Genomic DNA, 5,459 nt, shown 5'->3' with positions numbered 1-5,459 from the left:
AGGACGCCGGCGAGGTGTGCGGCGGTGATTTCGCCGATGGAGTGTCCGGCGAGGTAGTGGGGGGTGATGCCGTGGTGGGTGAGGGTGTGGTGCAGGGCGGTTTGGATGGCGAAGATCGCGGGTTGTGTGTAGAGGGTGGTGTCGAGGAGTTGCGCTTTGGGGCTGTCGGGTGGGGCGAACAGAATGGTGTGGAGTGGTTCGGGGAGGTGGGGGTCTAGAGCGGCGATGGTGTGGTCGAGGTGGTGGGCGAAGACGGGGTTGGTGGTGTAGAGGTCGTGGCCCATGCGGGGCCATTGGGAGCCTTGGCCGGTGTAGAGGAACGCGAGTTTGCCGTTGGGGTCTACATCGGTTGGCGTGACGGCCAGGCCGGGCGCGGGCTGCCCCTCGGTAAGGGCGCGCAGTGCCGCGCGGAAGTGGTCAATATCGGTTCCGGTGATGGCGGCGCGGTGGTGGAAGGTGCTGGTCCGCCGCTCCAACTGAAGCGCGACATCCACGGGCGTGAGTTCGGGATGCCGGTCCAGATGGTCCAAAAGCTGCTGGGCCTGGGCGCGTAGCGCTTCCGGGGTTTTGGCGGAGAAGCGCCAATCCACTTGTGCTGGCTCGGACTCGTTGATGGAAGCCTGGACGGGGTCAGCTTCGAGTTCGGGTGCCTGTTCCAGGATGAGGTGGGCGTTGGTGCCGCTGATTCCGAAGGAGGAGACGGCAGCACGGCGGGGCCGGTCGAGCTCGGGCCACGGCTGTGCCTTGGTGAGAAGTTCGACGGCCCCTGCATCCCAGTTGATGTGCGGCGAGGGCTCATCAACGTGCAGAGTGCGGGGGAGGTGGCCGTGATTGATGGCCTCGACCATCTTGATGACGCCGCCGATTCCGGCGGCGGCTTGGGCATGGCCGATGTTGGATTTCAGAGAGCCCAGATAGAGCGGCTGCTCGCGATCGTGGCCGTAGGTGGCAAGGAGTGCGTTGGCCTCGATCGGGTCGCCGAGCGCGGTGCCGGTGCCGTGTGCCTCGACGACGTCGATGTCACCGGTGGCGAGCCGCGCGTTGGCCAGGGCCTGGCGGATGACGCGTTCCTGGGCGGGGCCGTTGGGTGCCGTGATCCCGTTGGACGCCCCGTCCTGGTTGATCGCCGAACCGGTGATGACGGCCAGGATGCGACGCCCGTTGCGCTGAGCGTCCGAGAGGCGTTCCAGCAGCACGAGACCGACGCCTTCGGCGCCGACCGTGCCGTCGGCTGAAGCGGCGAAGGACTTGCAGCGCCCATCCGGAGCCAGCCCACGTTGACGGCTGAAGCCGATGAACATGCCGGGCGTGGACATGACGGTGACGCCGCCGGCCAGCGCGAGGTCGCACTCGCCGCCGCGCAGGGCCTGCGCGGCCAGATGCAACGCCACCAGCGACGAGGAACACGCGGTATCGACCGTCACCGCCGGGCCCTGAAGCCCCAGCGAGTAGGAGAGCCTGCCTGATGCGACGCTGCTCCCATTGGTCGTCAGTAGATAACCCTCGTAGGCACCAGGATCCTGAGGCCGTGGCGCGCTGTAGCTGTACGAGATCGCACCGGTGTAGACACCGGTGGTGGATTCCTTGAGTGTTGTGGGGTCGATGCCGGCGCGTTCGATGGTCTCCCAGGCGACTTCGAGCAGCAGCCGCTGCTGGGGGTCCATTGCCGTGGCTTCACGCGGCGAGATTCCGAAGAAGGCGGCATCGAATTGATCGGCGTCGTGCAGGAATCCGCCTTCGCGGGCATAGGACTTCCCCGGGGCGTCGGGGTCGGGGTCGAAGAGGGCGTTTAGGTCCCAACCCCGGTTGTCGGGGAACGGGGTGATGGCGTCGCGGCCCTGCTCGACCAGCTCCCACAGATCCTCGGGCGACGACACACCACCCGGGTAGCGGCACCCCATCGCCACGATCGCGATGGGTTCCCGAGCGCGTTCTTCGACCTCGCGTAGGCGCTGCCGGGCCTGGCGCAGATCTGAGGTCGCTCGCTTCAGGTATGACCTGAGCTTCTCTTCGCTCTGCATTGCCTCAACCCCTCAGAATCAGCGAGATCGGTCGCCTCAATCGAGATCGGTACTCTCGAGTTCGTTGTCCAGAGCCTCGAAGAGCTCCTCGTCCGTGGCGGACGCGAGTTCCCCCGGCAATCCGCCGACAGCGGGCGGATGTCCGCGATCGCGTGACCTCCGGAGCAGGTTTTCGAGACGGACGGTCACGCCGGTCCATTGCTCGTCATCGAGGTCGAGCGAATCCAGAGCGGACTCGAGCTTGTCGACCACTTCGGTGAGCGTCCGGCCGGATCGTCCGTCGTCGGCGGGGACGAGCCGGGAACGCAGGTACTCGGTGAGCGCGCCCGGACTCGGACGGTCGAACACCAGCGTCGCGGGCAGGCTGAGACCGGTGGCCGAACTGAGCCGGTTGCGCAACTGGACCGCGGTCAGCGAATCGATTCCGAGGTCCTTGAACGGCTGGTCGGTCCCGATCGACTCGGAGTCGGCGTGATTGAGGACGGCCGCGGTGGTGCCGCGCACCAGTCCCAGAAGCGTTTCCTGCCTCTCCGTCTCGTTCTGCTGGAGCAAACGCTCGGCCAGGCCGTTGGGGGATTCGGAGGAGTGGCCGGACGAACTGTCGGCTGAAGCGCGCCGCACCGACGGCCCGGTCAGGCCGCGCAGGACCGCGGGCAGGGTGCCGGCATCGGCCTGCGGGCGCAGTGCCGCGCCGTCGATGTGCGCCGGGACGACGACGGTGCGGCGGGTCTTCATCGCGGCGTCGAACAGATCCAGCGAGTGGGCGGCGGGCAGGGGCACGAAGCCCAGCCGGGTCATCCGCTCCACGGCGGAGTCGTTGATCTGCCTGCGCAGGTCGCTGTCCTCTTCCCACAATCCCCAGGCGAGGCTGGTGGCCGGCCGGCCACGGGAGCGCCGGTGATGGGCGAGCGCGTCGAGGAAGGAATTGGCCGCTGCGTAGTTCGTTTGGCCCGCGATGCCGATGGAGCCGGCCAGTGAGGAGAACAGGATGAAGCTCTTCAGCTCCACGCTCTCGGTGAGACGGTCCAGGTGACATGCCGCGTCGATCTTCGGGCGCAGCACCGACGACAGCTGATCGGACCGGAGCGAGGCGAGCGGAGCGATGTCCAACGCGCCGGCGGCGTGGACGACCGCTGTGAGGGGGTGCTCGTCCGGCACGGAGTCCAGGGTGCTCGCCAGGTCATCGGCGTCGGCGGTGTCGCAGGCCCGGACGACGACCTCGGCACCGAGCGCCGCGAGCTCGGCTTCGAGCCGGGAAGCACCCGCCGCTTCGGCCCCCGAGCGGCTGACCAGCAGCAGATGGCGGGCGCCGTACCGGGTGACGAGGTGGCGCGCCATGTGCGCTCCCAGGCTGCCCGTCCCTCCGGTGATCAGCACCGTCCCGTGCGGATCGAGGAGGTCCGGCTCGTCGTCGGACGGCTGGACCGTCACCCTCGCCATCCGGGGAACCAGCACGCGGCCCTTGCGGACGGCCAATTGAGGCTCACGCGTGGCAAGGGCTTGCGCCAAGGACGCGGAGGAGCTGTCGTGGTCGAGGTCGAGGAGGGTGATGCGGTCGGGGTGTTCGATCTGTGCGGTGCGCACGAGCCCCCACACCGCGGACTGAGTGAGATCCGTGATGTCCTCGTCCGGCAGCGCCGCGACGGCTCCTCGCGTCACCACCACTAGGCGGTCGGTGGCGAAGAGATCGTCCGCCAGCCAGTCCTGGAGGAGGTGCAGCATCTGGAAGGACGTCTCGTGGGCGGCGGTCGCGATGTCGGTGTCGGCGCGGTGTGAGGCGGGCATGGCCAGGACGGTCCGAGGTGCTGCCGTGTCATCCGTGACCTCGCGGCGTAGAGCGGAGAGGTCGGCCGCGCCGCGCACATTCAGTCCGGGCCAGCCCTCACCGAGTACCACCCATGACGACGGCGCCGCCGACGCCTCCTGAAGGGGGGAGGCATGGGAGGTGGGCGTCGTCCATCGCAGCTCGAACAGGTGCTTCGACCCCGTGACGCCGGCGGGTGAGAACGGCTTCGACGGGCGGAGAGTCAGGGACTCGATGGTGACCACCGGCCGGCCCGCTGAATCGAATGCGGTGACCGCGACTCGATGTTCGCCCAGGTCATGGATATGGACGCGAAGCCTTGTCGCGCCGGTGGCGCCGAGGGATATGCCGCTGAAGGAGAACGGCATGTAGGTCTCGCCCTGGCTGCCGTCCACCGGAAGCGCGGCGAACGCGATCGGGTGCAGCGCGGCGTCCAGGAGTGCGGGATGAACGCCGTATCCGGTGGGTTCCATCCCGTCGGGGAGGACGATCTCGGCGTAGTGGTCGTCGCCGTCCTGCCAGGCCTGGGTCACGCCCTGGAAGGCGGGCCCGTACCGGTAGCCGCGTTCATCGAGCCGCTCGTACATCTCGGACGCGCTGAACTGCGAAGCGCCTGGTGGCGGCCATGGGAGCTGCCGAAAGTCCTTGGCGGCCAGGTGCGGTGTGAGCGTTCCGGTGGCGTGGCGTGTCCAGGCCGTCGTGTCCGGATCGCCGGTCGGACGCGAATGGATGGAGAGTGCGCGCCGATCGCTTTCGTCGGGAGGGTCGACGGTGACCTGAAGATCGACGGCGCCCGGCTCGGGCAGATGCAGCGGGGCCTCGAGAGTGAGCTCCTCGATGTCGGGTGCACCGGTGCGGCCCCCGGCATGCAGCGCGAGATCGATGAGCGCGGTACCGGGGAGCAGGACGTGTCCGTGGACCGCGTGATCGGCCAGCCACGGGTGAGTACTGAGGGATATCTGGCTCGTGAAAAGCGTTGTTCCCGTGCTCGGCACCTGAACGACGGCGCCTAGGAGTGCGTGCTCCGCGCCCTCCTGACCGATGACCGAAGGGTCGCCCTTCGACCGTGGCGCATCCAGCCAGTGGGTCCGGTGCTGGAAGGGATAGGTGGGGAGGGGTGTGGTGTGGGGGTTGTGTGGTGTGTAGAGGGGTGTGTAGTCGGTGGTGGGCAGTTGTGCGGTGTTGTTGAGGAAGTGGGTGTGGGGCGGCTGGTTGCGGTGGAGGGTTGCGACGACTTGGGCGTCGGGGTGGGTGTGCTGGATGGCGGGGGTCAGGATCGGGTGGGGGCTGATTTCGATGTAGGTGGTGGGGTCGTCGTGGAGGTTGGTGAGGGTGGTTGCGAATTGGACGGTGTTGCGGAGGTTGGTGTGCCAGTACTCGGCTGTCAGTCCGGTGGTGTTGAATTTCTGGCCGGTGACGGTGGAGTAGAAGGGCGTGTTGGCGGGGGTGGGGGTGATGTCGGCCAGGTCGCGGAGGATGGTGTCGCGGAGTGTGTCGACGTGGGGTGAGTGTGAGGCGTAGTCGACGGGGATGAGCCGCGCGTCGACGTCCTGTGCCTTGTAGTGGTCGACCAGTTGGCGGATTGCGTCTGGGGCGCCGCTGATGGTGGTGCTGGTGGGGCTGTTGATGACGGC

General features: G+C 67.9%; 2 protein-coding genes. Both read right to left on the bottom strand.

Translation table 11 applies throughout. From position 1 onward, the window contains the following. On the bottom strand, positions 1-2,021 hold a 2,021-nt coding region (locus CHF16_RS38885), incomplete at its 3' end, for a type I polyketide synthase (RefSeq protein ID WP_143228360.1). Positions 2,022-2,057: 36 nt separating this feature from the next. After that, positions 2,058-5,459, bottom strand: a 3,402-nt coding sequence (locus CHF16_RS38880) for a type I polyketide synthase (RefSeq protein ID WP_143228358.1), incomplete at its 5' end; no start/stop codon positions are given.

Origin of the sequence: Actinomadura meyerae (genome assembly GCF_900188445.1) — a bacterium.
Classification (GTDB): Bacteria; Actinomycetota; Actinomycetes; order Streptosporangiales; family Streptosporangiaceae; genus Spirillospora; species Spirillospora meyerae.
The sequence above is the reverse complement of the archived record's forward strand: the minus strand, read 5'-3'. Positions and strand labels throughout refer to the sequence as shown.